Annotated in this window: 29 protein-coding genes; 13 read left to right on the top strand and 16 right to left on the bottom strand. The window is 52.4% G+C overall.

Annotation, left to right across the window (positions count from 1 at the left end):
- Positions 1-14: 14 nt before the first annotated feature.
- The 5 genes from ACJJIB_RS08345 to ACJJIB_RS08325 are packed head-to-tail and all read right to left on the bottom strand — an operon-like array spanning position 15 to position 4,742.
- Entirely contained in the window at positions 15-953 is a 939-nt protein-coding gene (locus ACJJIB_RS08345; protein WP_444888541.1) for a class I SAM-dependent methyltransferase, read from the bottom strand.
- Positions 954-2,117, bottom strand: coding sequence for an ATP-NAD kinase family protein (locus tag ACJJIB_RS08340; RefSeq protein WP_444888540.1), 1,164 nt, complete (start codon positions 2,115-2,117; stop codon positions 954-956).
- Complete coding sequence (locus ACJJIB_RS08335) at positions 2,108-3,259, bottom strand: 4-phosphoerythronate dehydrogenase (RefSeq protein ID WP_444888539.1); 1,152 nt, start codon at positions 3,257-3,259, stop codon at positions 2,108-2,110. Before ACJJIB_RS08335 ends, ACJJIB_RS08340 begins: the two co-directional genes overlap by 10 nt.
- Positions 3,256-4,149 carry a 5'-3' exonuclease gene (locus ACJJIB_RS08330; protein WP_444888538.1) on the bottom strand — a complete coding sequence of 298 codons (894 nt, stop codon included), beginning with the start codon at positions 4,147-4,149 and terminating at the stop codon, positions 3,256-3,258. The genes ACJJIB_RS08335 and ACJJIB_RS08330 overlap by 4 nt, the downstream gene beginning before the upstream one ends.
- Positions 4,146-4,742: an elongation factor P hydroxylase gene (locus tag ACJJIB_RS08325; protein WP_444888537.1), complete on the bottom strand. Its 597-nt coding sequence runs from the start codon at positions 4,740-4,742 to the stop codon at positions 4,146-4,148. Before ACJJIB_RS08325 ends, ACJJIB_RS08330 begins: the two co-directional genes overlap by 4 nt.
- A 292-nt stretch (positions 4,743-5,034) precedes the next feature.
- On the opposite strand from ACJJIB_RS08325, the gene ACJJIB_RS08320 reads away from it, so the two are divergent.
- Positions 5,035-5,721, top strand: coding sequence for a hypothetical protein (locus ACJJIB_RS08320; protein WP_252085280.1), 687 nt, complete (start codon positions 5,035-5,037; stop codon positions 5,719-5,721).
- An 89-nt stretch (positions 5,722-5,810) separates the two neighbouring features.
- Here the strand turns inward: ACJJIB_RS08320 and tusA are convergent, their stop codons facing one another.
- A complete protein-coding gene (gene tusA / locus ACJJIB_RS08315) occupies positions 5,811-6,077 on the bottom strand; it encodes a sulfurtransferase TusA (protein ID WP_252085279.1) in 267 nt (88 codons plus the stop codon).
- 74 nt (positions 6,078-6,151) lie between these two features.
- Between tusA and ACJJIB_RS08310 the strand changes: the two genes are divergently transcribed.
- Positions 6,152-6,442, top strand: a complete 291-nt coding sequence (locus tag ACJJIB_RS08310) for an antibiotic biosynthesis monooxygenase family protein (protein WP_444888536.1) — start codon at positions 6,152-6,154, stop codon at positions 6,440-6,442.
- Here ACJJIB_RS08310 and ACJJIB_RS08305 read toward each other — a convergent pair.
- From ACJJIB_RS08305 to ACJJIB_RS08290, 4 genes are all read right to left on the bottom strand, one after another.
- Positions 6,417-7,055 (bottom strand): alpha/beta family hydrolase, encoded by a 639-nt coding sequence (locus ACJJIB_RS08305; RefSeq protein ID WP_444888535.1) that lies wholly within the window; start codon positions 7,053-7,055, stop codon positions 6,417-6,419. The two genes, ACJJIB_RS08310 and ACJJIB_RS08305, sit on opposite strands and share 26 nt — an antisense overlap.
- Positions 7,048-7,272 (bottom strand): YheU family protein, encoded by a 225-nt coding sequence (locus ACJJIB_RS08300; protein WP_252085276.1) that lies wholly within the window; start codon positions 7,270-7,272, stop codon positions 7,048-7,050. The genes ACJJIB_RS08305 and ACJJIB_RS08300 overlap by 8 nt, the downstream gene beginning before the upstream one ends.
- Positions 7,273-7,353: 81 nt before the next feature.
- Positions 7,354-8,166: a class I SAM-dependent methyltransferase gene (locus tag ACJJIB_RS08295; protein WP_444888534.1), complete on the bottom strand. Its 813-nt coding sequence runs from the start codon at positions 8,164-8,166 to the stop codon at positions 7,354-7,356.
- Between the two features lie 22 nt (positions 8,167-8,188).
- The gene (locus tag ACJJIB_RS08290; RefSeq protein WP_444885508.1) at positions 8,189-8,488 is read right to left on the bottom strand and encodes an MTH1187 family thiamine-binding protein; all 300 of its coding nucleotides are present in this window, start codon (positions 8,486-8,488) and stop codon (positions 8,189-8,191) included.
- Between the two features lie 130 nt (positions 8,489-8,618).
- Here ACJJIB_RS08290 and ACJJIB_RS08285 point away from each other — a divergent pair, with 130 nt between their 5' ends.
- The 4 genes from ACJJIB_RS08285 to mnmC all read left to right on the top strand — a co-directional run bounded on the left by ACJJIB_RS08285 (position 8,619) and on the right by mnmC (position 12,262).
- Positions 8,619-9,149 carry a glycine cleavage system transcriptional repressor gene (locus ACJJIB_RS08285; protein ID WP_252085273.1) on the top strand — a complete coding sequence of 177 codons (531 nt, stop codon included), beginning with the start codon at positions 8,619-8,621 and terminating at the stop codon, positions 9,147-9,149.
- 94 nt (positions 9,150-9,243) lie between these two features.
- Complete coding sequence (gene trmL / locus ACJJIB_RS08280) at positions 9,244-9,717, top strand: tRNA (uridine(34)/cytosine(34)/5-carboxymethylaminomethyluridine(34)-2'-O)-methyltransferase TrmL (RefSeq protein ID WP_444888533.1); 474 nt, start codon at positions 9,244-9,246, stop codon at positions 9,715-9,717.
- Positions 9,718-9,729: 12 nt separating this feature from the next.
- Positions 9,730-10,269: a flavodoxin FldB gene (gene fldB / locus ACJJIB_RS08275; protein WP_444888532.1), complete on the top strand. Its 540-nt coding sequence runs from the start codon at positions 9,730-9,732 to the stop codon at positions 10,267-10,269.
- 13 nt (positions 10,270-10,282) lie between these two features.
- Positions 10,283-12,262, top strand: a complete 1,980-nt coding sequence (mnmC, locus tag ACJJIB_RS08270) for a bifunctional tRNA (5-methylaminomethyl-2-thiouridine)(34)-methyltransferase MnmC2/FAD-dependent 5-carboxymethylaminomethyl-2-thiouridine(34) oxidoreductase MnmC1 (protein WP_444888531.1) — start codon at positions 10,283-10,285, stop codon at positions 12,260-12,262.
- Positions 12,263-12,313: 51 nt separating this feature from the next.
- On the opposite strand, the gene ACJJIB_RS08265 is transcribed toward mnmC, so the two are convergent.
- Entirely contained in the window at positions 12,314-12,946 is a 633-nt protein-coding gene (locus ACJJIB_RS08265) for a DUF502 domain-containing protein (RefSeq protein WP_444885512.1), read from the bottom strand.
- 9 nt (positions 12,947-12,955) lie between these two features.
- Here ACJJIB_RS08265 and ACJJIB_RS08260 point away from each other — a divergent pair, with 9 nt between their 5' ends.
- On the top strand, positions 12,956-13,756 hold the full coding sequence (locus tag ACJJIB_RS08260) for a glutaminyl-peptide cyclotransferase (RefSeq protein ID WP_444888530.1): 801 nt from the start codon (positions 12,956-12,958) through the stop codon (positions 13,754-13,756).
- Between the two features lie 2 nt (positions 13,757-13,758).
- Here ACJJIB_RS08260 and ACJJIB_RS08255 read toward each other — a convergent pair whose 3' ends face one another.
- Positions 13,759-14,190, bottom strand: coding sequence for a hypothetical protein (locus tag ACJJIB_RS08255; RefSeq protein ID WP_444885514.1), 432 nt, complete (start codon positions 14,188-14,190; stop codon positions 13,759-13,761).
- A 163-nt stretch (positions 14,191-14,353) separates the two neighbouring features.
- Between ACJJIB_RS08255 and recQ the strand changes: the two genes are divergently transcribed.
- From recQ to ACJJIB_RS08240, 3 genes are all read left to right on the top strand, one after another.
- Complete coding sequence (recQ, locus tag ACJJIB_RS08250) at positions 14,354-16,159, top strand: DNA helicase RecQ (protein ID WP_444888529.1); 1,806 nt, start codon at positions 14,354-14,356, stop codon at positions 16,157-16,159.
- Between the two features lie 161 nt (positions 16,160-16,320).
- The gene (locus tag ACJJIB_RS08245; protein WP_444888528.1) at positions 16,321-17,832 is read left to right on the top strand and encodes a CoA-acylating methylmalonate-semialdehyde dehydrogenase; all 1,512 of its coding nucleotides are present in this window, start codon (positions 16,321-16,323) and stop codon (positions 17,830-17,832) included.
- A gap of 123 nt (positions 17,833-17,955) precedes the next feature.
- On the top strand, positions 17,956-18,228 hold the full coding sequence (locus tag ACJJIB_RS08240) for a hypothetical protein (protein WP_252085264.1): 273 nt from the start codon (positions 17,956-17,958) through the stop codon (positions 18,226-18,228).
- Between the two features lie 103 nt (positions 18,229-18,331).
- Here the strand turns inward: ACJJIB_RS08240 and ACJJIB_RS08235 are convergent, their stop codons facing one another.
- From ACJJIB_RS08235 to djlA, 3 genes are all read right to left on the bottom strand, one after another.
- A complete protein-coding gene (locus ACJJIB_RS08235) occupies positions 18,332-19,237 on the bottom strand; it encodes an OmpW/AlkL family protein (protein ID WP_444888527.1) in 906 nt (301 codons plus the stop codon).
- Positions 19,238-19,849: 612 nt separating this feature from the next.
- Positions 19,850-20,158, bottom strand: a complete 309-nt coding sequence (locus ACJJIB_RS08230; protein WP_444888526.1) for a BolA family protein — start codon at positions 20,156-20,158, stop codon at positions 19,850-19,852.
- A gap of 162 nt (positions 20,159-20,320) precedes the next feature.
- Positions 20,321-21,103: a co-chaperone DjlA gene (gene djlA, locus ACJJIB_RS08225; protein ID WP_444888525.1), complete on the bottom strand. Its 783-nt coding sequence runs from the start codon at positions 21,101-21,103 to the stop codon at positions 20,321-20,323.
- 238 nt (positions 21,104-21,341) lie between these two features.
- Between djlA and ACJJIB_RS08220 the strand changes: the two genes are divergently transcribed.
- The gene (locus ACJJIB_RS08220) at positions 21,342-21,959 is read left to right on the top strand and encodes a hypothetical protein (RefSeq protein ID WP_444888524.1); all 618 of its coding nucleotides are present in this window, start codon (positions 21,342-21,344) and stop codon (positions 21,957-21,959) included.
- Positions 21,960-22,001: 42 nt separating this feature from the next.
- Here the strand turns inward: ACJJIB_RS08220 and ACJJIB_RS08215 are convergent, their stop codons facing one another.
- Positions 22,002-22,904 carry a LysR family transcriptional regulator gene (locus ACJJIB_RS08215; protein WP_444888523.1) on the bottom strand — a complete coding sequence of 301 codons (903 nt, stop codon included), beginning with the start codon at positions 22,902-22,904 and terminating at the stop codon, positions 22,002-22,004.
- Positions 22,905-23,037: 133 nt separating this feature from the next.
- Here ACJJIB_RS08215 and ACJJIB_RS08210 point away from each other — a divergent pair, with 133 nt between their 5' ends.
- Positions 23,038-23,685 carry a hypothetical protein gene (locus ACJJIB_RS08210; RefSeq protein WP_444888522.1) on the top strand — a complete coding sequence of 216 codons (648 nt, stop codon included), beginning with the start codon at positions 23,038-23,040 and terminating at the stop codon, positions 23,683-23,685.
- 1 nt (position 23,686) lies between these two features.
- Positions 23,687-24,334, top strand: a complete 648-nt coding sequence (locus ACJJIB_RS08205) for a type 1 glutamine amidotransferase (RefSeq protein WP_444888521.1) — start codon at positions 23,687-23,689, stop codon at positions 24,332-24,334.
- Positions 24,335-24,512: the final 178 nt, after the last annotated feature.

Genomic DNA, 24,512 nt, shown 5'->3' with positions numbered 1-24,512 from the left:
GCTATTTAGTATCGCTAACTCTGACGACGATATTTAACGTGCAGCATTTTTAGGGCGGCATCCGGGTCCCGATCGGGGAAATCCGGGTTTTGCGCCAGTCGCTCTACCACTTCATAGCCGCTATCGGCACCAAGTATCAACTCGCGAAAGTGCGCTTCGCTGTGGCGCGGGGAGTTGATCACCATCAGCAGGTCTGCCTCATCCGCGAGGCAGGCAGGCAGTTGTTGCAGCAGTTTTTCGTAGTTGTGACTCACATCGAAGCGGCCTTTCTGGCGTGTGGGTGGGTCTACGATAGCAAGATCAAAGGGCCCCCGGCGATCGAAGCGCTTGAACTGGCGCAGCGCATCGAATTGTAAAAATTGAATGCCCCGCAGGGACAGGCCATTCACCTCGTGGTTTTCTCGGCCGCGATTCAAAACGCCCCGATTCACATCCACATTGACGATCTCAATATCCCCAGCGGCTCGAGCCACAGCAGAAAAAGCACAGGTAAACGCGAACAAATTCAGCATCTTCACCGGTGCGCGCTCCGAGCGCTCCCGCACCTGCGCTTCAAGCCAGGCGCGGCCGGGTTCGATATCCAGAAAGAAGCCAACATTCTGACGATCAAAGGTCAGTGGAAACTGCAGACCGTTGCGCTGCGCCACTGGTGCGGCCACCGATTCGCCACACAACCACTCCAATGGTGCACCGGGGAGATAGCGACGCTGCGCGGCCACCCCCTGATAACCGTATGATTCGGCCATCTGCCAGAGCTTCTCGCACAACTCCCCTTCCCCCTCGTACTCCTCAAAAAAAGTAACCAGTAATGCAGGGGAAAAACTATCGACACAAACCTGCTCCAGGCCTGTAAAACAGCGACCACGCCCGTGAAACAAACGCCGGCTGTCACCGCCGCCCTGAACTAACTTGGGCTCTACTTGCTGCAGCAACACTTGCCAATCGGTAGACACTCAGACTTCTCCATTGCTTAGGGGGTAGAGGATCGCATCGCGGTAGCCGGTTACCACACGGATAAAGCCGCTCCACTGCCGATCCAGTTCGGGGTCACCACTATCCACTAACAGGGGGCGCCCGCCGAGTTCGGTTATTTTGGTTTTGGTGGCGACAACCACCAGGTTTTCACGACCCACTTGACTTAGGACTCTGGGGGAGAATTGCTGGTTACCGCGGCCGATCAGATGGCCCTGGCCTCCGATGGCAGTGAGAATAATTTTTACCTGACCATTTTTTTTCACACTCTTGTGTGCGGCAATCGCTGCCTCAATCTGCGGCGCGCTCACATCTTTTTGCAAGAGGGCGCCATCACAGAGCAGATCCACCCCCAGCAGGGTGCCGTCACACCCCAATTCACTCAAGACAGCTAAGGTAGTTGAACCGGGACCGACGATATACAAGGTATCCGGCTCTAGTTCCTCGACAATCTCCGCGGCGATATCCGCCACAGCCAGCTCTTCCACCTCGCGCCCGGCGTTCTTTACTGCCTGCAGGAAGTGGCCCTCCTGGGGCACCAGCAGCTCGCCGTAGTGGCGAGTGCTCACCCGCCCCTGGCGGAAGCTATTTTCATCGATATCACGCACCTCGCGCTCACACAAATCCACCAGCTCACCGGCCAGTAATTTACGCAAAACTTCTCCACCGGCCTTGGGGGAAATCGCGAAACAAGCGGAGTGCATTTTGACACCGGCGGGAATACCCAGTACTGGAAAGTGATCACCCAGGACGTTGGTCATATTGCGCGCAGTGCCGTCACCGCCAATAAAGACGATCAGGTCGGCACCGGCGTCGCGGATCGCCATTGCCGCTCTCTCGGTGTCCTCGGGGGTTGACGGGGTGGACTCGGCTGCACCCACCTCACGCACGGCAAAGCCCAGTGCACTAGCCGTATCCGCCCCCATATCACCGGCAAAACACAAAAACTCCAGCTGCTGCCGAAACGGTAGCAAGGCCTCCAGGGCAATCGCGGCGCGCTTGTGGGATTGTGGCTCAATACCAGCCGCCAGGGCCTGCGCTACTGTCTCGGCTCCATCACTGCCCTTAAGTCCCGCTGGGCCGCCAACACCGGCCCAAGGATTGATAATCAAACCCAGCTTCTTAACTTGTTTTTCTAATCGCACATGAGCCCCAGTACTGCCAACTCTTCTCTCTCTTTTTTACCCAGGGCTTGCGCTGCGGCGCGGTAATGGGAAAACTCCAAACGCTCGGGATATTCACGGCGCAGGCGGTCGAAAGCCTTGGCCATAGGTTCTACCCCTCGAGCCGCGTCGCGCAGGCGCGCATCATCTTCGCGTGGGTCATACATTTGCAATAACAAATTCGCTATTGGCGCCGCCCCACTAATCACCGGCTCAAGTTGCCTTCTAGAGACTTCAGCTTGCGTATCGCAGGTGGCGCCAATGTTTTCTGGTTGAGCCAGATCCAGCGCATTGGAGAGCGCCTCGCGAATTATGCGGGTGCCTGTGAGCTTGCCATCCAGGCTATAGCCGGCAATATGCGGGCTACCCAGGTCCACCAACTCCAACAGCTCAGTGTTGATTCCCGGCTCCCCCTCCCAGACATCCAGCACTGTCTTAAAACGCTTTGCCCGCTGTAACACCTGTAATAACGCGCGATTGTCCACCACCGCACCGCGACCGGCACTAATCAAAACAGCGCCGTCGCGAATCTGTGCCAAATGCTCGGCACCGATCATATGCAAACTGGGGAAGGGCCCATCTTTAACCAGAGGGGCGTGCAAGCACACAATGTCCTGACTCAGTACGTGCTCAAGGGGGGCAAAGTCGGGGTTATCTGGCAGCCAGGGGTCGTAGACAGCACAGCTCGCACCCAGGGCATGCAAGCGCTTCTGCAGCAGCCCTCCCACATTGCCACAACCGACAATGCCAAAGCTGCGCCCGCGCCAGTCCACGTCTAGGGCGGCCAAAGTACAAAATACATATTCAACCACGGAGTTGGCATTGCAGCCCGGCGCGGCGCTCCAGTAAATACCATTGCGCTCCATCCAATCGGTATCCAGATGATCGGTGCCAATGGTACAGCTGCCCACGAAACGTACCGGTGTGCCTTCCAGCAGACTCTGATTCACTCGTGTGACGGAGCGCACCAGTAGGATATCGGCATCAATCAATTGCTCGCGCGTCAGTGTGCGGCCCGGATAGCGTACCAGCGTACCCAGATCGCCAAAATATTGCTCCAGTGCCGGTATATTCTCATCGGCAACAATCTTGAGGCCAACGCCCTGTGCGTGGCTTTCACTCATGTAGATTCTCCTTCAGCGCTCAACAGTGTGCGCTCCATTTTTCCTGCCAGCCCGCCGATCCCGAACTCCTTGGCCAGAGCCGTGGCCAATTCAACATCCACAGGTTGCGGACGCAAATCACTCACCTTAATGCCAAGGGGGATATCCTCCACCAGGCTTGCCAGGCGTTTTGCCAAGCGCAGCTGGTCGGAATATTCCTCCAGCCGCTGGGCGAGCCCTTTCGCACCCCGAATGGGCAGTGTTGTCACTCTCTCTTGCTGTGCCAACAGCGCTTCGACATCATCAAACTCGCCCAGCAATCGCGCCGCAGTCTTGGCCCCAATGCCGGGTACTCCGGGAATATCGTCACTGCTATCACCCACCAGCGCCAGGTAGTCGGCAATCTGCGCGGGTTTTACCCCAAACTTCTGCTCGATGGCCGCGCTGTCCATATGCTGGTTTGCGGCAAAATCCCAAAGACTGGAGGCTCCACGAGCCAGTAACTGCCCCAGATCTTTATCCCGACTCACAATGATTGGGGCATGATTGCGCAGTTTTCGCGTCAAGCTGGCGAGAATATCGTCCGCCTCATAACGCTCACTGGAGAAACTGGCGATACCCAGGGCTTCCGCCATCTCCCGGCAGGCCGCCAACTGAAAGGCCAGGGCTTCATCTGGCAATGCGCGACTGCATTTATAGTCCGGGTAAAGCGTATTGCGGAAGCAACTGCCGAGAGATTCATCGAAAGCGCAGGCGATATGACGTGGATTTCTCGCCAAAAGATCCAGCAGGAAATTGGTGAAGCCGTAGACCGCTTCTGTGTCGTAACCACTGCGACTCTGCCAGTTGGGTGGCAAAGCGAAGTAATAGCGAAAGATATAGACAGAAGAGTCGACGAGAAAACTGCTCACGACAGCTCCCGCAGCTTATAGTCATCGCCGCTCAATGGATCTGGCTGAGTAAACGCCCCTGCGAGCGCAAGAGCGAAAGTACGCGCCCGCTCATTGGGCCCCTCCGCACAATAGCGCTGAACCTGGCGCCAAATAGCCTCTTTGAAACTGGTGCTGGGACCAAGGCCACTCTCCAAGTTGTCCGCACTGACACGGAAACGGAGGCCACAGGCACGGGCGAAAATCCATTCCAGCGCCTGGGGTTTGACCTCCACCAACTCGAATTCTGCTTGTTGCTCGGCACTGCGCCCATCTGGAGCATACCAATAGCCATAGTCGGGCAACTGCCGGCGGGCCTCACCGGCCACACACCAATGGGCCACCTCGTGCAGTGCGCTGGCCGCATAGTCGAGAGTGAACTCGACCTGATGATGGCCCTGCTGGCCCCCGGCGGGCCGATAGTAAGGTTCGGAAAAACCGCCGCAAAGTCGGGTATTTAGCCCTTTTGGACTGGAAAAACAGCGATTGAAGACCGCCACAATACGCTCGGCAGTGGATCTGGCTGCTAGGGGAGTATTAGAAACTGGAGCCATTTCTAAGTGAGTGACGGGCAAGATATTCTCCGGGATACCGCAAAGGCGGGGACTATATCAACGGGAGCGCCTCGATCAAAGCCGCGCCGTTTCTGCAGGCGTTAGCGGGCCGGTTGTATTTCCGGAAATCAACATATACCTTTACTCACAGGGAGGCCGCTGAACACCTGCCTTTTCAGCGTATTCCCCGAGGAGGGGTCTAATGCAGTCAAATACCCTCCTGCCCCGGTCTTCTTTCAGAGATAGGGCCTTGGCAGTCGCACCTTGATCTGATCGGAGACGGTATATAACCGGCCCTGCCAGGAGGTGTTCCATGACAGACCACAGCATCAACAATGTGGTTGACCTCTTCACCGGCGAGCCGATCGAAACTTCTGCGGACAGGCGCTTTATTCGCCTTTCGCCGGAGCTAGACGGCTTGGAAATGCTCTACTCCAACAACTCCAGCGGTACAGACCTATACAGCTTAAAAATACTCTGCTGGGGGCTTAAAGCGAATGGCGAGGTCGTTGGCCTCGTTCCCTGGTTAAACACCATAGTGGCCTGTCCAGATATCAAGGACCCTTTGGACGGACGCTTCGAAGGCTACTACGATCCCGGTATTGAAGACATCTTCCACCATCCCCCAATCCACAAAGTCGTCGAGTTGGAGACTGCGGCGGAATACTTTGAGTTTGAGAGCAGCAAACCCGAGGAAGTTCTGCAGGAGATTCCCGATACCATCGGCACCCATGCGGTGTTTATGGATAAGGACAGGGAGAACCTGACACTGATCGAGGTCATCAGCTGGAGGCTGCACGCCGACGGCGTTATTCACGGTATGCTGATCGATCACGATGTCGTTGAGACCACTCCGGTACTACCGGGAGATCACTGTCTATACCCAGCACAGGAGAGTGAAGGCTTTCGCTACTTCTTCCAACATCATATCGCCAACAAGATCAAATCTGAGGACCCTGAGGCACTAGCCGCGATCGCCGCTCTAGTAACGGCGCCATAAGAGTTAACAGGCCATAGAGTCAGTACAAAACTTATTCGGGAGTGTGCCCCCGGTGCCGTCGAAGCGGGACCGGGGCGCTATCTGACCAACTATTCCGCTTTCTTGATCCAATACACGAACTCGTCGTTCTCCTCTGCGTGCTGCACCAGCTCATAGCCGAGAAACTGGCAGAACTTGGGCACATCCCGCTGCGTCGAGGGATCGGTGGCCATCATTTTCAATACTTCCCCATCGGCAACATTTCTCACCGCTGAGTGCAGCATCATTACGGGTTCCGGGCACAACAGGCCGCGGGCATCGAGGGTGTGATCAAACTTCATAGTATTTATTGTGCGCAATTTAGCGCACTTCGTCATCTAGAAACTGGCTGCCGACTCTTCCGCTGACAGCCGCGCTAAAATCCATTTAGGCCCTATCGCATTGTGGGGAGATGATGATCTATGTATTGATTGAGCGGGAAATTGCCGCCGAGATGCAGAGCAGCTACGAGGAGGCCGCACGAAGAGTCCTTACCTGTGCCTACCGCACCGTCGGTTTTATCGAGGGACAAACCTATATCGAAAAGGGCAATCCATTGCGCCGCTTTACCCTGTCTAAATGGCAGTCAGAACTGCATTGGCAACACTGGTACACCAGCGAGGAGCGACGCGCCCAAATGGCCCAGCTGGCCCCACTGCTAGTGGGGGAAGAACGCGTCACGATCCTGGAAACCGCTGCATAAACCCCGCCACTTTATCCACCGCAATCTGCCAGTGTTGGGCTTGGGTAAATCCACTCGCGCGACGGGGCTTAAAATCGTGGTCACCATCGGCCAGCCACTCAATCTCAATAGCCTCTGCCAATCCATAAGTATTCACCTCTGCAAGGCTGCCAAGTGGATCGCGATCTCCCTGCACAATCAAAGTGGGGCAGGCAAAATCTAGCAGGTGCTCAGTGCGGAGCTTCTCCGGCTTGCCCTGGGGGTGAAATGGATACCCCAGGCAGATAAGTCCGGCAACCACCCCCTGCGCATAGCTGTCATTGGCCAGGAGGCTCGCTACCCGCCCTCCCATCGACTTGCCCCCAATAAACAGGGGTAAATCACCGGCAAACTGCTCAATCTGGGCGTTAAAGTTCTCCTGTAACTGCGACATAGTGTTAGGCGGCCGCTTGCCACCTCCGCTGCGGCGCTGGGCCATATAGGGAAACTCGAAACGCACCACTTCGATACCCTGCTCACACAACCCAGTGGCCAACGTCTGCATAAATTCACTGTCCATGGGCGCACCGGCACCATGGGCAAACAGAAAGCGCGCTTGAGGTGCTTGGGGCACATCAATAAGGTATTCAGACATCGGTAGGCAGATCCTCGGCCAGCACCAGATTGACTGTCTCCTCTCCGGGATCGAACCAAATTACCACGTCACCGGACTGCAACTGACGGCGCAGGCTAGCCACCTTCTCCGGTAGTTCCACCTCGCGCTCACCATACTCGGTGCCCTCACGGGTAGCATACTCTTCCAATAGGTTCTGCAAAGTGTTGGGATCCAACTGCGCAAAGGGAATGATCATACAACTTTCATATCCGGGTGAGATGGGAGCGACGAACGCCGCTCCCGGTGTTTACCTGTATTGGTAAATGGTTGTTAAAACTTAGGATTTTGGCTTGCGGAAACGTAGAGTCATGCGGTCACTCTCGCCGATGGCCAGGTACTTGTCTTTGTCCTCATCGCCCAAGCGGAGAGAGGGTGGCAAAGTCCAGACACCTTTCGGGTGCTTGGCGCTATCTTTCGGGTTGGCGTTGACCTCACTGCTCTCTTCCAACTCAAAACCAGCCTTCTTGGCTGCTTCGATAACATACTCCTGAGTCACATAACCACTCTTGACCATATCCTCTTTACTGGTACCAGGTTTGGCGCGATGTTCAACCACACCAAGAACACCGCCGGGTTTCAGAGCGCTGTAAAAGCTGGCAAAAGCCTTATCTTCATAACCGCGGTACATCCAGTTGTGTACGTTACGGAAAGTCACCACCGCATCGGCACTGCCTGCTGGGGCTATCTCACGGCCGGTTTGCGGTGAAAACTCGGTCACTACGACATTCTTATAGGCCTTCTTGTCAGCAGCTAGCTTGTCTTTAAAGCTTTTCAAAGAACGTTGATAGTAAGAAGACTCACTATCCTCGGGGAAGTGCGCTGCATAGAGCTTGCCTTTATTGCCCAGGTAGGGCCCTAGGATTTCTGTATACCAGCCGCCGCCAGGAGTAACCTCCACTACCGTCATATCTGGCTTAATGCCCAAAAATTCCAGGGTTTCTGCCGGGTTACGGTACTGGTCTCGCGCAACGTACTCTTTGCTGCGGTGATCCCCCTGAATGACAGAATTCAAGTCGGCAGCCTGGGCGCCACCAGCCAGGGCCAGAGCGCCGGCCATAGCGAGCAGAGATTTCTTGATATTGATCGTCATAATCGTTCCTGTGTTGTTATCGTTAATCCAGCTTCGATCGCACACTGTCGATCTTATCCTGTAATGACTGGTCCCGGTCTATACGGGTTCCCAATTTCAGACTGGTAGTGATGCGATCGGCGCCCATCGCGTGTACTCGCTCATGGCAGGTTTTTACCGCAGCCATCACCGTATCCCAGTCCCCTTCTATGTTGGTGCCATAGGCATGTAGATGGTGTGTCAGTCCGACTTCCGCCAGTACTTTTTCACACTCCGCAACATACCTACTGACAGACACCCCCACACCCATGGGTATCACGCACAAATCGGCAATGACCTTCATTGACAGTCCCTCGCTAAGTTACCTGTTACCGGTAAAAGAAAAATGGCTTTGAGATTGGACGATAGAGTTATCCGACGAGATCCTATTACAATGCAAATGATACGTCTCCACTGAAGCAAAGGAACACTATATGCAACAGCATCTCGTTATCTCCATGATCTGCAACGATAAGCCCGGTGTTGTGGAAAAGCTTTCTGCAGTCATTGCGGATAACGGTGGCAACTGGGAAGACAGCCATATGGCCCATTTTGCCGGAAAATTTGCCGGTATATTGCGCGTTGCTGTTCCCGGTGACAAAACCCAAGGCTTAAAGGTCGCCCTCACTAGCCTCGCCCAGGATGGCTATAACCTGATCGTTGAAGACGCGATCGCCGTTTCCACTAAGCCTCAACAGACACTGACATTGAAGCTGGTAGGCAACGACCGCCCCGGTATTGTGCGGGAAATATCCCGCGCACTCAGCGCCCACCATATCAATATGGATCAGCTGGAAACTACTTACAGTAGTACTCCGTGGAGTGGCGAGCCTCTGTTTACTGCCGAGTGCAAGATCAATGTGGATGAAGATATGGATCTCGATGGCCTGCGCGACGAACTCGACCAGATCGCCAATGAGCTGGGGGTGGAGATCGACTGCGAGGAGATCGCCACTCCCCTCTAATTGTGGAATAATCCGCTGCCATGCGGAGCCGGGCCCACCGCCCGGCTCAAATCATTCAAGCTAGATAGTACCGCTCCAGGGCATCCGCCAAGTAATGTTCAAAATTGTTCTATTCCAACCGGAAATTGCCCCGAACACAGGCAATATTATTCGACTTTGCGCCAATACTGGCGCCGAGCTACACCTAATCGAACCCCTTGGCTTCGATATGGACGACAAACGCCTGCGCCGCGCCGGGCTTGATTACAGTGAATACAGCCGCGTGGTTCGACACCCAGACTGGCAGGCTTTTGTCGATAATGAGAAACCTTCGCGGGTGTTGGCCCTGTCCACTAAAGGCAGTCACAGCCATACCTCGGTGGAATACCAAGACGGCGATGCGATTGTGTTTGGCCCCGAAACTCGCGGCCTGCCGGCGGAGTTTCTACAAATGGTGGGTCCAGAGAACACCCTGCGCATTCCTATGCGCGCCGAGAGCCGCAGTATCAACCTGTCCAACGCCGCCGCCATTGTGATCTATGAAGCCTGGCGACAGCTCGACTTCAACGGCGCCATAGACCAGCAGTAAGAATTTTTTGTTATGCCAAGCTCCCAAGCTCCAATAGGCCTGTTTTACGGTTCCAGCACCTGCTACACCGAAATGGCTGCAGAAAAAATCCGCCAATACATTGGCCCCCAGTGGATCAACCTACACAACGTAGCCGAAGCGGATATTGCCCTGGCCGAAAGCTACGACTTCCTCCTATTTGGCATTCCCACCTGGGATTACGGTGAACTCCAGGAAGACTGGGAGAATATCTGGGACGACCTGGCCGAGCTCGATCTGAGCGGTAAGACTTTTGCTCTGTTTGGGCTCGGGGACCAAGAAGGCTATCCACAGTGGTTCCAGGATGCCCTGGGCTATTTGCATGCCCAACTGCTCGCCTGCGGCGCCCGCGCGGTAGGTTACTGGCCTGCCGAAGGCTATGAATTTGAGGAATCCAAAGGACTGACCGAAGATGGCAGCCAATTTGTCGGCCTCGCCCTCGATGAAGAGAATGAATTTGACCTCAGTGAAGAGCGTATTGGCCGCTGGTGTGACCAGGTAATGCATGAATTCGGCCTTAAGGACGGAGCCTAAGGATAGTAGTGAAGTGAGCAAATCCGGCAAACACGCGGACATCCAATGGCGCAAAGACGGTCAACCCCTGTCCCTCGCCTATGACGATATCTATTTCTCCACAGCTTCCGGTCTGGAGGAAACTCGCTACGTATTCCTGCAACAAAATGCCCTGGCGGAACGCTGGGAGACCCTGCGCGAGAATGCCACTTTTACTATCGGCGAAACCGGCTTTGGCACCGGCTTAAACTTTCTCGCCGCCTGGGAGCTATGGCAGAAAACCGCTCCAAAAAGTGCACAGCTGCACTTTGTTAGTGTGGAGAAATTCCCCCTGCACCCCCAGGATTTGCAGCGTGCCCTAGCACTGTGGCCACAACTACAGACCTACTCCCAGCCACTGATTGAAGCCTACCCACCATTATTAGCCGAAGGTATTCACCGCCTACAGTTCGGCCCAGTAAAACTAACTCTGATTATTGGGGAGGCCAGCCGGGCTTTGGATAGCCTGCGCTTACATCAAGAGAATCGCGATCGCTACATCGACGCCTGGTTCCTGGATGGTTTTGCGCCGGCCAAGAACCCGGACATGTGGACAGAAGAGCTGTTCACCAATATGTCCCACCTGAGCTGCCCCGGTGCTACCTTCGCCACCTTTACCTGCGCAGGGCTGGTTAAGCGTGGACTGCGAGAGGCGGGCTTCGCCCTGCGCAAAGTAGCGGGGTTTGGCAGCAAGCGGGAAATGCTGTGCGGCACCCTGGAGCAGTTACACGACTGCCAGCAGCACAGCACCCCCTGGCACCTACCCAGCACCGAAGCACAGCATCCGCAATCTGCCACAGTGATCGGTGGCGGTATTTCCGGCGCCACCATTGCCAGAGCACTCGCAGAGCGCGGTGTACAAGTACAAATTATTGAGCGCGGACCTGCCCCCGGCAGCGGCGGCTCCGGCAACGACCAGGGCATACTCTACGGCAAGCTCTCCCCCAAACCGGGCCCAAATGGAGACTTCAACCTGCATGCCCTGATGTTCGCCCAGCGATATTACAAGCAACAATGCCCGCAGCTCGCACATTTTAACGGCCTCTTGCAACTGGCTCAGAGTGATAGGGAAAAGCTGCTACAGGAACAGATCGCCGCTAGCCTGGCAGAACACCAAGGGCAAAACCTGGCCAGAATAGTTACTCGTGAGGAGGCCTGTCAGCTCGCCGGCGTAGATCTTCCTTTTGACGGGCTCTACTTCCCCAATGCAGGCTGGCTGGAACCCCAAAAGGTATGTGCTGCGCTACTGGAACACCGAAACATCACTCGATATCAGGGCAGTACAGTAGAAACACTGACGCGCCAATATGGCAAGTGGTTCCTGCGTATCGAAGACAAAGAAATAGAAACTGAAGCGGTCATTCTCTGTGGGGCCAATGATATCCGCAGCTTTGCACCGGCTGCAGCACTGCCCCTGCGGCCAATACGCGGCCAGGTCTCCCGAGTGCGCGCCACAGAGACCTCCGCAAAATTAAAAATTGCCCTCTGTGGTGAAGGCTATATCACTCCGGCCCACGAGGGGCGCCAAAGCTTCGGCGCCACCTTCAAGCTCAAGGAAACCGCCACAGAGTTACGTGAAAGTGAACACAAGGAAAACCTGCAGACACTGGCAGAACTGCTGCCACACTTTGCCGAGGAATTCTCCAGCCAGGATTTCAATGGCCGCGCCGCACTGCGCGCCGCTACACCGGATTACTTGCCAGTTGCCGGACCAATTCCCGACTGGGCATCCATGGACAACACTTACGCAAGTTTGCGTAAAAACCGCAAATTATTCATCCCCGAGCACTCAGATTATCAGGCGGGACTCTATGTAATGGGCGGCCTGGGCTCCCGCGGTTTTACCTACGCACCGCTAACCGCCGAAGTACTCGCCAGCTGGATTATGGGCGGGCCTCTACCTGTTAGCGCAGATCTGGCGAAAGCCCTGCATCCAGCGCGCTTTGCCATCCGCAACCTGGGTAAAAATCGCTAGTCGAGTGGGGCTTAGGCTCCTCTTATCGCAAAGCTTTTAAACGCCCCCTCCCTAAGCTTTCTCTGCCTGAGGCCTCCCCGGTGGGGCCAGCAGGCTAGCGCTACCGGCGCCACAGGCCACGATGGTTTTCATGGCAGCCTCAACGCTAACACCGGGCAGTATTTCCACACACTCCGCCGGCACATGGAAAACAAAACCCGAAGTGGGTACTGGAGCCGTTGGCACGTAAACCGTCATCTCACCATTGGCATGCTGAGAAGTCACAATCGCCGTTACCGCAAGCGGATTATCTGCACCGTGGATACGCACCCGAGCCACAGGCCCGGAAAGTACCCCCTCACCACCACCGCCAATAAATTGCACAACCAAATCTTTAATAGTGCTATACCCAGGTGCCAGGCGACCGAGCCAGTGGTCAACATGGCGATGTAGCCAGTTACCAATGCTGGTCTTTACCAATAGACCAATCAAGAAACAGCCCCCAAGAATCAGTGCTATCACCACAAGTCTGGCGAGGGTATCCTTAAACTCCGTATGGGCTTCCAGCCAGGTAACGGCGGGGGCGACAATTTCACTGACCTGGCCAAACAGCCACTGGAATAAAAGTACTAAGATTGCGATGGGCAGCACTACCGCCAAACCACCCAAAAGGGTCAAGGTGACAAAGGTTTTTACTCTGGTCATAAATAATTGATGTACCGACTTACTATCCGCAGCTACATACTGCTGCTCTTATCCTGCCTGTCCTGCCTGCTGCCAATAGCAGCACAAGCACAATTGAAGGCAACCCCCTTCTCCATTCTGGAGGAGCGTCAACGTGGTGGGAATCATTTCACCCAGGGGCTTTATTTCGATGGCCAGCGCTGGTGGGAAAGCAGTGGCCTTTACCGTCGTTCCTGGCTTGCCGAGTATACCGACCCCAGTGAAAAACCTGTAAGGCGAAAGTGGTTGCCGGGCAGACTATTTGCCGAAGGTCTTACTGTTCTGGGCGATAAGCTCTACCTACTGACTTATAAAGCCGGTGAGCTGCATATTTACAATGCCAGCAACCTACAACATTTGGAGGTTAAGCAATACAACGGCGAGGGTTGGGGCCTTACCAGTGACGGCGAGTCCCTGATTATGAGTAATGGCAGTAATAAACTGACCTACCGCGATCCAGATACTTTTGAAGTCAAGCGCCAGCTCAAGGTACATGGCGCCGGGGAGGTCTGGTCGAATCTGAATGAGCTGGAATTCGCCGAGGGCCTGATCTGGGCCAATATCTGGCAAGACAGCCGCATCATCGCCATAGACCCCATAAGCGGAGAAGTGCGCGGTGCTGTTGACCTGAATCGGTTAAATCCCGATGTCCGTAAACACCCTGACACGGTTGCCAATGGGATCGCCTGGGATAAGAAGCGAAATGGGCTCTGGGTAACAGGAAAATTTTGGAAACAACTCTACCTGATCCGGCCTGAAGGGCTGGGGTTTAGAAAAAGCGCAGTCCAATAAAGTTAGCGCCTGCGGTCTATCACCGTCAGCACACCACCATTGCGCAAGTAGTCCATAGAGGAGAGCTGCAACTGCAGCCGAAAGCCATGATCACGACTCTGCAAGCTGACGCCATCAAGCCCGGCTTGCCCATCGTAAAGCATGGTGGATTCCCCCTCTTCACCCTGCCATTGAATCCCCTCCACATTGCGCATGCCGGGGAGTTCCAAAGTTACCAGAGTAAATTGCTCCGGTAACGGCTGCAGCTCAACCTGCGCAACACCGGAAACTGTCGCCAGGGAGAAAACTAACTGATTCTCCGGTGCTGGCCGCCAGCCCAGATGAGTATCCGCTACAACAGATTGCGCAAAACTACGCGGAGCACTAGAGGAACAGCCGGAAAGCCCGGCCAGAACTGTCAACCACAACACAAAAAGCACGATCAATGTGCGCATAGACCTATCCTTAGGCGATCGCTGTGATGAGATGCGGGGTGAGATGTGATTATAACCCGTGAATTCAGTCACAACTCCTAAGCTGCCATTGCAAGGTATTTCAAGGCAACCCCATCCTAAAACCCACCGCACAAAGTCGCTACGCGCGGTATACTCCGCCGCCATGAATTCCCCACAACATATTCTCGAACACGTCTTCGGCTATACCCACTTCCGCGATCCTCAGGAAGCGGTAATCAATACACTAATGGCCGGCGATGACGCCCTGGTACTTATGCCCACCGGAGGCGGCAAATCTCTGTGCTACCAGATTCCTGCCTTGGCCAGGCCCGGTTGCGGCGTGGTGATCTCTCCACTAATTGCCCTGATGCAGGACCAGGTGGAAGCCCTGCAGGAAGCCGGTATTCGAGCCGCCTACCTCAACTCCTCCATCTCCTATGACGAGGCCCAGGCCATTGAGAACCAGTTGCTCTACGGCGAACTCGACTTGCTCTATTTGGCCCCGGAACGCCTGCTACAACCCAGAACCTTGGCTCTTCTCCAGAGAGTAGAACTCTCATTGTTTGCCATTGATGAGGCTCACTGTGTCTCTCAATGGGGCCATGACTTCCGCGCTGATTACCTACAACTCAGCTGTTTGCACGAGCAGTTCCCCAGAGTACCGCGCATAGCGCTGACTGCCACGGCCGACAAGCGCACCCGCGCGGAGATCGCCCAGCGCCTCGATTTGGAAAGCGCCCGACACTTTGTGAGCAGTTTCGACCGGCCGAATATCCAATACCGGATCGAGCCCAAGGACAACCAGCGACGACAGCTCCTGCAATTTCTAAAAAATGGACAGGAAGGCCAAGCAGGCGTCGTGTACTGTTTGTCCCGCGCCAAAGTGGAAAATACCGCCGAATGGCTCAGCCAGCAGGGCTATACCGCCCTGCCTTATCATGCGGGCCTGCCAGCGGAGACCCGCGCAGAACATCAGCGTCGCTTTTTACGCGAGGAAGGGGTAATCGTAGTCGCAACCATTGCTTTCGGTATGGGTATCGACAAGCCGGATGTGCGCTTCGTTGTGCATCTAGACCTGCCCAAAAGCGTCGAGGCCTATTATCAGGAAACCGGGCGAGCGGGACGCGATGGAGAAGCCTCTATAGCATTACTGCTCTATGGCCTGGAAGATGTAGTCAAACTCGGACAAATGGTGGAATCTTCCGAAGGTAGTGAAGAGCACAAACGCCATGAACGCACACGCCTCAATGCCATGCTGGGGCTATGCGAAATGACCAGCTGCAGACGTCAGGCACTATTGCATTATTTTGCTGAAACCCTCGAGCAACCCTGTGGCAACTGTGATATCTGCCTGGAGCCACCCGCTACCTGGGATGGCAGCGAAGCTGCTATCAAGTTGATTTCCTGCGTTTACCGCACAGGACAACGCTTTGGTGCCAGTCATGTCATTGACGTGCTGCGCGGCTCAGATAATGAAAAGGTTCGCAAGTTCAATCATGACCAACTCACTACCCACGGCATTGGCAAGGATTTCAGCGGCAGTGAGTGGAAGGCTGTGGTGCGCCAATTAATTGTAAGAGGCTATTTGGAAGTTGAAGGTGAATTCCAGGGGCTCAAACTCACAGAAAACTGCCGCCCATTACTGCGCGGAGAGGAAAAACTACAACTGCGCAAACTCCCCAAGAAAGCCCCTCGCGCGCAAACCCGAAATACGGCAGTTCTAGAAGATCTAGAGCCAGGAGAGGAGCCCCTCTGGCTGGCACTTCGCAGCTGCCGTAAACAACTGGCCGAAGAGCGCGGGGTACCGCCTTATGTCGTCTTTCACGATGCCACCTTGCGCGGAATGGTTAAAGCACACCCGCAAACCCACAGTGAACTCTTGGCCGTCTCCGGTGTTGGCGATAGCAAATTGGAACGTTTCGGCGATGCTTTTCTCGCCGTACTTAGGGGCTTCCCCAAACATGATTAAGGACCAAAAACTCATTAAATTAGTAAGAAACTAAAGTGGTACAAGAGGTCCATTCTATTTCGGGCTGCAACAACTGATGAATTTTCCTACCTGGGGTTACCTGTGTTACAAAGGCACAAAGAGGTAAAAAATAACGTATAAATCCCCAACGAGAGGAAACCATGAAAGTTATTGGTCACCTGATTAATGGCAAGCCATCTGCCAGCGACGATTCGGCCCAGTACCCTCGCCTACAAGACCTAACCAATCCCTCAACTAATGAAATAATCGGCAAGGTCGCGCTGGCCAGCAGAGCTACCGTTGAAGAAGCTATCTCTGCCGCAGAAGCTGCCTACCCCGCCTGGCGCAACCTACCCACAGCAAAGCGTGTACGCATCATGTACCGCTTGCGCGACCTGCTGGAAGAAAATGCGGAGAAGATCTGCGAGCTGATCACTCTGGAACACGGCAAAGTACTCAATGATGCCATGGGTGAACTGCAGCGGGGCATCGAGAACATTGAATATGTCTGCTCTGCCCCACAGATGCTCAAAGGCGAGCATAGTAAGAATGTAGGTCCAGCGATTGACTCCTGGAGTGAATTCCAGCCTCTGGGCGTCTGTGCGGGAATCACCCCATTTAACTTTCCCGCCATGGTGCCTCTATGGATGTGGCCAATGGCGATTGCCTGCGGCAATACCTTTATCTTAAAGCCTTCTGAACGCACCCCCTCTTGCGCCTTATTTATTGCCGAGCTGGGTATCGAAGCTGGCATCCCAGCTGGGGTTTTAAATGTCGTCAACGGCGACAAAGAGGCAGTAGATACACTGCTAACCGACAAGCGTATTCAGGCGGTAAGCTTTGTAGGCTCAACTCCCATTGCAGAATATGTCTACACCACAGGTACTGCCCACGGTAAAAGAGTTCAGGCCTTTGGCGGCGCAAAGAATCATGCCATCGTGATGCCGGATGCCGACTTGGACAACGCAGTAGCCGCATTAATGGGTGCTGCCTTCGGCTCCTGTGGCGAGCGCTGTATGGCAATTTCCGTAGCCGTCGCAGTAGGCGACGATACAGCCAATACTTTAGTAGCAAAGCTTAAAGAGCAAATTGCCCAACTAAAGATTGGCGATGGCATGAACAACCAAAACGATATGGGACCTTTGGTTAGCCAAGCACACCTAAACAAGGTGGAAGGCTTAATCTGTGCCGGTATCGAAGAAGGCGCGGAGCTGGTCGTAGATGGCCGCAATATGAAGGTTCCAGGCTACGAAAATGGCAATTATCTGGGAGCCTGCCTATTTGATCGTGTTACCGAGGAGATGACGATACACCGCAGTGAAATTTTTGGTCCCGTCCTCTGCGTAATGCGTGTAGATACCATGCAGGAAGCGATGAATATCATTGATGCTCACGAGTACGGTAACGGTACTTGTTTGTTTACTCGGGATGGGGAAGCTGCCCGTTACTTTAGTGACAACATTAAAGTAGGCATGGTCGGCATCAATGTACCTTTACCAGTACCTGTTGCACACCACAGCTTCGGCGGCTGGAAGCGCTCCTTATTTGGGGACCTGCACGCTTATGGACCTGATTCTGTAAGGTTCTATACCAAGCGTAAGACCATCACCCAGCGCTGGCCTGCAAGTGGGGTGAGAGAGGGAGCACAATACAGTTTCCCAAGCAATGGCTAATTATTAAAGTTAGGGGCGGATACCCGCCCTCTAACCGTTTAAGCACTCCTTCCACATCTAAACAATCAAGCCTCCCTTGATGTATCGGCAATAACATAAGCCCAGCAATCTTAGGAGATAGATATGTTTCAAAGAACCAATAAAAAAACAAAAATAAAAGTATTTTCAGCCTTACCTTTTTTCTTGCTTACGCTCTCTACATCTTCTATAGCTCTAGCCCAGAGTGCGACGCTGAAACAGTGCCAAAGCTGGAGCAATAAAATTGAGCACTACCAGGAAAAAAGGAAAAAGGGCGGATCAGGTAAAAAAATGGATGAATGGAAAGGAAAAATTCGAAAATACCGAGACAAATTTAGAAAAAATAAATGCAGCAGGTACGGAAGAAGGTTAGGTTAAAGTCGCTAAACACAACTCAGAATGACCTCAACTTCACCCTCCAAATATTTATAAAACCATTAAAAAAGGGCGCAACGCGCCCCTTTTCAAAGGATAAGAGTGATTACCAGTTGAAATCAAACTTATAGCCTACACCGATTTGGAACACCCAGGGATCAAACTCGTAGTCGCCACCGAATCTGTGCTCCCAAAAGCGACCGAAGTCATCATCATCATCACGGAAGTTGCGATAGAAGGTATCTACTTCAACATCGGTAGTGACATCATAGTAAATAGCTGCCAGATTGATCAGCCAGCTACTATCGTGACCAAAGGTGAAATCAACACCAATTTGCCATGTATAACCCCAGCTATCGCCAAAATTCACACGGCCATCCCAGTCACGAAAAACCAGATCATCATCATCGTTACGATGCCAGAAGCCCCAATTTCTTAGGCGCTCATCACTAAAGTCGGTATAGTTAATACCTATACCAATATAAGGCTGCACCAAACAGCTGGGATCCAGTGGATACCAATTCAGGTATGCAGCAGTCGTTTGGGGCTTCCAACGAGCAAAATCACCGCGACGACGACGATCAAATAATATGTCGTCATCCCAGTCATCATCCCAAAAACGATAAAGCCAGGGATCACGACTACCACCAGTATGGCGATCGCCTTGCTGGTAACTCAGTGAAACACTCCAGTGATCGATAGGCTTCCATTCAGCATTAATAAACCAACCCCACTCGCCATCTGGATCAAGATTGGTTCGGAAAGCACCCCAATCACGGAAACGATGATAGTCATCATCATAATCATCGTCATCGTAAAAGCGCAGCCACCGATCAGCAAAGGTTACATTGTCTGAGTTTGGTGACCAGTATGAACCGCCAATCCGTATCTTAAACTCCTGAGTAGGAGGAGGGGGTGGTGGGGCATAGCCAGCAGGTCCTGCCGAAGCGACACTAGAGATTGCTAAGGCGAGGGGCGTCATAACGGGGATCAGAATACGCGTCATCTTCATTTGTGGTAACTCCATTGATATTCAGCAGATCAAACAGCAATCAGCCCAATCAATGGTCAGTCTAGTCGCACGAAATCACAGATGTAGAAAAAACAAACAAATGTTGGCGCTCAAATATAATTCTACGTTTTTATGGCACACAAAATATCTTTTGTCGTTGAAATTCACATATTGGTATTGCTTCCAAAAGAAAACCAACGACACCCATTATTACTGCACTGCAAATTTGGACAACGTGCACTGCCTCGAATTCCACAACCTGTTTTGAACAGGAGCTGAAATATTCTCACTCAAAGAAAAAGACAGAGACGCCGAAAAGCGCCAAGTTATGATATTTCGGGAGAAGTAAAATCCAACTGGACGCACACAGAGGTTAATTAGCCAGTAAAAGGTAAATAAGAAACAACAAACAGATACATAGGGAAATTGTGACTTTACTGGCGAAAGGGATTCAGGCTATTCAACCCAGTGGAACCCCGGCCAACTTTTTGATCTCAAACGCCCCAATCCATAGTGTACTTCTGAGGAAGGGGCGCCACTAAAACCTGCGAGAAATAGCAGGTTAAATTTGCAAAAAAATTCTAGAGCTTGCTAGCTAAACTCTGCTGCTACTCACCCTTTCTTGCTGCCACCCTGGCATTCAGGACTTTGTGGAGCATCGCCATCCCACTCATCCGGCGCATAAGTATGAAGAGCAAGGGCGTGGATCGGGCCAGCCATTTCACTCGCAAGCGCCGCATAAACCTTTTGATGACGCTGGACTTTCCGAACGGAATCAAAAACCTCACTCACAAGCACCACACGAAAGTGCATTTCAGATCCTGCCGGGACATTATGCAAATGACTTTCGCATTGAACCTCAATAAATTGGGGATGGAAATTGGCAGTTAACTTTTCTTCAATTTGCTTTGCAAGACTCATAAACTCTCTTCGCAGTGTTCCAGATGATAATGCAGGGTTTTAGATTCAAAAATTGCGCTTAAACAATCAACCTATGTAATATCTAGCCAGGGCAAACCGCTAAATTACCAACAGATTATCCAGCTGTTTGGCAAGCTCTAATACGCTGATACCACACCAGGATTAACTGACAACTTTTGCCTTACTCTTTCGCGCATCAACAATTGCTTCATAAGCAACGGTGATACTCTTCATTTGATCTTCAGCGTGGCGCATAAACTCCTCTGGAAGCCCCTTGGAAGCGATCTTATCAGGGTGATACTCAGCAGCCTTGCGGCGATAGGCCAGTTTTAAATCCTTATCGCTAGTTTCCTCAGTGCAACCAAGCACTGCGTAATGCTGCTGAAGATCGGAAGTACTGCCTCCCCTCCCATGCCCAAATTGATTTTGCATGGCATCAAAAAGCGATTCATGTAAACCAAGGTCCGCTGTAATTTTCCTGAGAATTACCTCTTCAGAAGCATGTAATTCACCATCAGCATACGCCACTGCAAATAGAAGGCGATAAACCATTTCTCGCATCGCCTGATTCTGGACCAACATCCGATACTGTTTGGCGTAATCGTAAATGCTGTACTTATCCGTTTTCGCATTCTCAAAAATCTTGATGGCATGCTTGCGATCCTCAGCGCCCAGACGAAGATTATTCTGAATAAAATCCTCAATCAGCTGAACTTCTGCTTTGGATACTTGGCCATCCGCCTTAGCCATCTTCGCCAGCATGGAAAACAGGGTAACGATAAAAACTTTCTGGGCCCCTTCCCTATTCAGAACCGCAGCGGCATTACCCAGGCGTTTGAGGCCTGAACCAAAGGAGCTACCTATCCAGGCACCCAAGGCCGCACCAATAGGGCCCCCAAACATAAAACCAAATCCGGCACCGATACCCGCCCCTAACCAGGACATATTCTCTCCTCTGAGCGCCAAATAGCGCTCCACTGTCATCTAAATCAAACATTTATATCCGGCCTATCTTACCACGTGTAAGAGAGTGTCAACGGATAGGCGTGACCAGAAGGTCAAATGAACCTCACATTAAGCCGTCACTTCGATCACTGCCAGGTACATTTAGTTGCCTAACAGTCCCCCGCTATCTGCCACAATGATGTACAGGGCATTCTCATAGGAAATGAGGAACAGCTAAATGAAACTGCGGCAAGAGGTAGACTTATTGCGCCACATAACAATAAGTCTTCTTTTATTACTGATATTTACAGGATGTGGAAACCGACAGGACACTACCGGTCAGGATAGCCAGTCACAAACTTCCCAGGTTGATAATACTGGCCATCAAGACTGGGAGACGATTGTCGAAGTTCTCCTGCACCCCCGCTGCTTAAACTGTCACCAGCTGGAATTGCCACTTATCAATCAGGGCTCCCCCCATGTACCCCGGGTTGAGCGAGGACCCGAAAACATGGGGATGGGGACAATGCGCTGCAGTAACTGTCACTCAGACCAGAACAACCCTGTGACAGGCGCACCCGGTGCACCCGGCTGGGCCATGGCTCCAATAACCCTTAATTGGTCTCGTATGTCCTCGGCCCAAATCTGTGCGCTGTTAACCACTCCCCAGGACAATGGCGGCCGCTCCCCAGAGCAATTGATGCTGTTTATGAGTGAGAACCCCCTAGCTTTATGGGGATGGAACCCTGGGGGTAAACGAGAACCCGTCAATATCCCCCACGGCAAGCTAGTTGAGGCATTGAAAGGCTGGATAGCCGCGGGAACGCCCTGCCCACCCCAGGCACCATCTAGTTAACCCCTAAAAGTTAACCCCTGATAAAGCCAAATAAGAGGGGCGCTAATTGAGCCCCTCAATTCCTGAGAGGGCCTGAGCCAAATCCTCTAACCAACCATCACTTCCCCCTCGCCAGGCAATAAAAATCTCTTCTCTGGGCTCAGTAAAGTTGCCAGCAACATCGATTTTTGCCCCACCGATATCCTCTGCCAGCCCCTCTGGCAATAAAGCAAGAAAGTGTCCCGTTTTTACCAGGCCGCACAATACACCGTAATCATTTACCACAACCTGGACCTTGCGGGCAGGTAAGTTATCCCCCCACCCGTCACTGCCAATACCCCTTTCCTCGCCACAGAAAGGAGAGATTCTAGGGGCCGCAAAGGGATACTGCTGGACAACTTCGATTGGCACTTCCGCATTTGCCCACTCCCCAGAAACCAATCGGTGGCCGGGGCCCGCGACAACACACAAGCTTTCTGTACCCAGCTTACGCGTTGCTATCTGAGCGGGGACCTGCCCCAACAGCGCACCGGTAATCATGGCCAAATCCACCTCTCCCCTAACCAACATTCTCAGGGCCAAGGATTCATAGGCGGAAGTTAATGAAAGGCAGGCTTTTGGCTGGACCTCTGCCAGCTTGCTTTGAATAAAAGCAGCCCAAGTCAATTGCAAGACTGCTGGAGCTGCTATCCGACACTCCGAAAACTTTCCTAGCTCACCCAGTTCAAAGTGCACCTGGCGTGCAATGGAAGTGATCTCAGCCGCTTTACCTTGTAGCCGGCGACCAGCATCATTTAGTCGGATTTGCTTACCTACCCGGTCGAACACGCGAGTATTCAGCGCCGTCTCCAGGCGACGTAAAACCTTACTTAAGGCCCCTGGCGTAGTATCTAAACGATCTGCCGAGCGTTGCAGGTTTTCTGTCGCGGCAATAACAAGAAATTTTTCAAGATCTTCTATTTCCATATTGGAATCAAAAACCACCCAAAGTGAATCGATTCGTAACTAATGTACGTCTAGAATCGCTTACTGCCAAGTAAGCAGAAGCTTAATAGCAAACCCTGCCGCTAACCCGTAAAGATCAGGAGCTGAATAATTTATGATCACGCTTAATAAGCTCTGGAGTATTACTATCGCAGCTGTCTTAACCATGGCCTGCACAGTCAGTTATGCAGACGATTCCATTGGCACTCACGGAATGGCGTTATTTTCGGCTAACGGGCAGCTTATTGCATCGCATATGCCTCTTCACGGCAAACGCCACGGACATCAGCTTATTCTTGCTTTGGAATCTAAAAATAAAAAAGAAGTGATGAATCTGGCCCAGAACACGTCGCTTATCTCTCTCAAACCTGAAGTTTTCTCTTTAAACCATTTGCGCAACGGTAAGTTAGGCCTTTTTAGCGGCGAAGTATTTAATGGCCACTTTGAGCGAAAAGGCAAAATTCTGCTTAGCTCAATAGATTTCACGGTAACCGACAAGCTATTAGATCTACCACTCTCCCGTAAGAAGAATGGTCATTACCGCCTGGTGCATCTGGGCGACACGAGTCTGCTTATTCACGAAATAGCTTCCCCGCCAAGTTTTGACCAAATCGTGGAAGTTATAGCAAAAGCAACTGCACCTAAATCCATAGATACTGGCAGCAAGCTTCCTATTTCAGAAAAAAACTGGCCTGAAAGCCTCAAAGAAGCAGGTATTACTTTTCGTCGACAAGTTTATTTGGAAACACAGGACTTCCAATAAAATGCAAGAGCCAATTCTTATTATCCAGCATGAAGAACATGAAGGGCCTGGATATATTGCAGATTGGGCGAGTCAACGCCAGATTCCGACAATTCTTATCAACCCACAGATATCAACATTACCCGATACGGGCTTTAGTGGAGTGATTATTTTAGGAGGGATGATGAACGTAAAAGATCACATCTCACTACCTTGGCTTGCCGGTGAAATACACTGGGTAAAAAGTATTATTAATCGGCAAGTCCCCATTGTGGGCATTTGCCTTGGCGCACAAATTCTTGCTCATGCACTAGGTGCCGATATCAAGCCAATGAAGCAGGAAGAACTAGGTTGGCACCAAATCCACTGGACAACACCTGAAGCCCTCACCTTAAACAAAGTATTCCAAGCACACAGCTATTTTTTTGACATCCCTAAAAACGCTAAGCGCCTAGCCAGCTCTGCGCTCTGCCCGAACCAGGCATTTCTATACGCAAAAAACGTACTCGGCTTACAATTCCACCTGGAGTGGTCACAACAACAGGTCGTACGGCTTTTTCCAGAGCACTTCCAGAAGCATGGTTCCAGCGTGAACAATCACACCGCCAGTCGCGAGGCGCTCTCTCAACTACTAAACCAGCACTTCAGTAAAGAACCGCCAAATAAATGATTCTTTGAATTCAATACACCAATTAATGTCTCTTAAATACATCACATTCTAAATTATCCCAAGAAGCTCAAAAGAATAAGAAACCTCTCCTATAAGCTAGTAAACCTTTCCTACCCGCTTGTCACCTTACCTAAACACTATATCTAACCCATAGCCAAAGTCATTAAGCAGGCAAACA

Source organism: Microbulbifer mixtoriginis (SeqCode), from assembly GCF_052467705.1.
This window is presented reverse-complemented; position numbering and strand designations above follow the sequence as displayed.

Excerpts from the sequence above, each read along its gene's own strand:
- ACJJIB_RS08245 (WP_444888528.1), top strand. The coding sequence starts at position 16,321 with ATGAAAGTTATTGGTCACCTGATTAATGGCAAGCCATCTGCCAGCGAC.
- ACJJIB_RS08255 (WP_444885514.1), bottom strand. The coding sequence starts at position 14,190 with ATGCGCACATTGATCGTGCTTTTTGTGTTGTGGTTGACAGTTCTGGCC.
- ACJJIB_RS08210 (WP_444888522.1), top strand. The coding sequence starts at position 23,038 with ATGATCACGCTTAATAAGCTCTGGAGTATTACTATCGCAGCTGTCTTA.
- ACJJIB_RS08285 (WP_252085273.1), top strand. The coding sequence starts at position 8,619 with ATGCAACAGCATCTCGTTATCTCCATGATCTGCAACGATAAGCCCGGT.
- ACJJIB_RS08215 (WP_444888523.1), bottom strand. The coding sequence starts at position 22,904 with ATGGAAATAGAAGATCTTGAAAAATTTCTTGTTATTGCCGCGACAGAA.
- tusA (WP_252085279.1), bottom strand. The coding sequence starts at position 6,077 with ATGACGAAGTGCGCTAAATTGCGCACAATAAATACTATGAAGTTTGAT.
- ACJJIB_RS08310 (WP_444888536.1), top strand. The coding sequence starts at position 6,152 with ATGATGATCTATGTATTGATTGAGCGGGAAATTGCCGCCGAGATGCAG.
- ACJJIB_RS08205 (WP_444888521.1), top strand. The coding sequence starts at position 23,687 with ATGCAAGAGCCAATTCTTATTATCCAGCATGAAGAACATGAAGGGCCT.
- ACJJIB_RS08320 (WP_252085280.1), top strand. The coding sequence starts at position 5,035 with ATGACAGACCACAGCATCAACAATGTGGTTGACCTCTTCACCGGCGAG.
- fldB (WP_444888532.1), top strand. The coding sequence starts at position 9,730 with ATGCCAAGCTCCCAAGCTCCAATAGGCCTGTTTTACGGTTCCAGCACC.
- ACJJIB_RS08300 (WP_252085276.1), bottom strand. The coding sequence starts at position 7,272 with ATGATCATTCCCTTTGCGCAGTTGGATCCCAACACTTTGCAGAACCTA.
- djlA (WP_444888525.1), bottom strand. The coding sequence starts at position 21,103 with ATGTCCTGGTTAGGGGCGGGTATCGGTGCCGGATTTGGTTTTATGTTT.
- ACJJIB_RS08220 (WP_444888524.1), top strand. The coding sequence starts at position 21,342 with ATGAAACTGCGGCAAGAGGTAGACTTATTGCGCCACATAACAATAAGT.
- recQ (WP_444888529.1), top strand. The coding sequence starts at position 14,354 with ATGAATTCCCCACAACATATTCTCGAACACGTCTTCGGCTATACCCAC.
- ACJJIB_RS08305 (WP_444888535.1), bottom strand. The coding sequence starts at position 7,055 with ATGTCTGAATACCTTATTGATGTGCCCCAAGCACCTCAAGCGCGCTTT.
- ACJJIB_RS08235 (WP_444888527.1), bottom strand. The coding sequence starts at position 19,237 with ATGAAGATGACGCGTATTCTGATCCCCGTTATGACGCCCCTCGCCTTA.
- trmL (WP_444888533.1), top strand. The coding sequence starts at position 9,244 with ATGTTCAAAATTGTTCTATTCCAACCGGAAATTGCCCCGAACACAGGC.
- ACJJIB_RS08260 (WP_444888530.1), top strand. The coding sequence starts at position 12,956 with ATGTACCGACTTACTATCCGCAGCTACATACTGCTGCTCTTATCCTGC.
- ACJJIB_RS08230 (WP_444888526.1), bottom strand. The coding sequence starts at position 20,158 with ATGAGTCTTGCAAAGCAAATTGAAGAAAAGTTAACTGCCAATTTCCAT.
- ACJJIB_RS08240 (WP_252085264.1), top strand. The coding sequence starts at position 17,956 with ATGTTTCAAAGAACCAATAAAAAAACAAAAATAAAAGTATTTTCAGCC.
- ACJJIB_RS08295 (WP_444888534.1), bottom strand. The coding sequence starts at position 8,166 with ATGACGATCAATATCAAGAAATCTCTGCTCGCTATGGCCGGCGCTCTG.
- ACJJIB_RS08290 (WP_444885508.1), bottom strand. The coding sequence starts at position 8,488 with ATGAAGGTCATTGCCGATTTGTGCGTGATACCCATGGGTGTGGGGGTG.
- ACJJIB_RS08335 (WP_444888539.1), bottom strand. The coding sequence starts at position 3,259 with ATGAGTGAAAGCCACGCACAGGGCGTTGGCCTCAAGATTGTTGCCGAT.
- ACJJIB_RS08265 (WP_444885512.1), bottom strand. The coding sequence starts at position 12,946 with ATGACCAGAGTAAAAACCTTTGTCACCTTGACCCTTTTGGGTGGTTTG.